1 protein-coding gene is annotated in these 990 nt (G+C 68.2%); it reads left to right on the top strand.

Features of this window, described 5'->3' with window-relative positions:
- Nucleotides 1-84: 84 nt before the first annotated feature.
- The coding region (locus tag DBR23_RS19470; RefSeq protein ID WP_199227751.1) for a hydroxymethylglutaryl-CoA lyase at nt 85-990 on the top strand (906 nt) is incomplete at its 3' end.

Here is a 990-nt window from a genome sequence, read left to right on the forward strand (position 1 = left end):
AATGTTATGGCTTCCGAGATGTATTTTCTGATTCATTCGGGAATTTTTAGAATCTTGCCCAGACCCACCCGAAAGAGACATCCCGTGCACACCTCACCGATCCCATCCGACCTGCAGCCCCCGGTGGCCCGCGCCATCGTCCGCGAAGTCGGCCTGCGCGACGGCCTGCAAAGCATCGCCACGGTGGTGTCCACCGCGCACAAGATCGAATGGATCAACGCTGCCTACGCCGCCGGCCAGCGCGAGATCGAGGTGGGCTCCTTTGTGCCCGCGCGCCTGCTGCCCCAGCTGGCCGACACGGCCGAGGTGCTGGCCCACGCCAAAACGCTGCCCGGCCTGGTGGCCTCGGTGCTGGTGCCCAATTTCAAGGGCGCCGAGCGCGCGTTGGACTGTGGTGCCGACCTGATGGTGGTGCCTTTGTCTGCCAGCCACGCCCACAGCCTGGCCAACCTGCGCAAGACGCCCGACGAGGTGGTGGCTGAGGTGGCCCGCATCCGCGCGCTGCGCGATGCCAGCGGCCGCCGCACGCTGATCGAAGGCGGCGTCGGCACGGCCTTTGGCTGCACCCTGCAGGGCGAGGTGGCTGAGAGCGAAGTGCTGCGCCTGATGCAGGCGCTGCTGGACGCAGGTGCCGACCACGTGAGCCTGGCCGACACCGTGGGTTTTGCTGACCCGGCCTCGGTCGCCCGGCTGTTTGAAAAGGCCCGCGCCCTGGTGGGCGACCGCCTGGCCTGCGCGCATTTCCACGACACGCGCGGCATGGGCCTGGCTAACGTCTATGCCGCCTGGCAGGCAGGCATCACGCGCTTTGATGCCTGCCTGGCGGGCATCGGCGGCTGCCCGCACGCGCCGGGCGCCAGCGGCAATGTCACCACCGAAGACCTCGTGTTCATGCTGGAGCGCATGGGCATCGCCACCGGCATCGATGTGACTGCGCTGCTCGCGCTGCGCCAGCGCGTGGCCGGATGGCTGGCGGGCGAGACCCTGCAT

Origin of the sequence: Acidovorax sp. HMWF018 (genome assembly GCF_003061035.1) — a bacterium.
GTDB classification, from domain to species: domain Bacteria; phylum Pseudomonadota; class Gammaproteobacteria; order Burkholderiales; family Burkholderiaceae_C; genus Acidovorax; species Acidovorax delafieldii.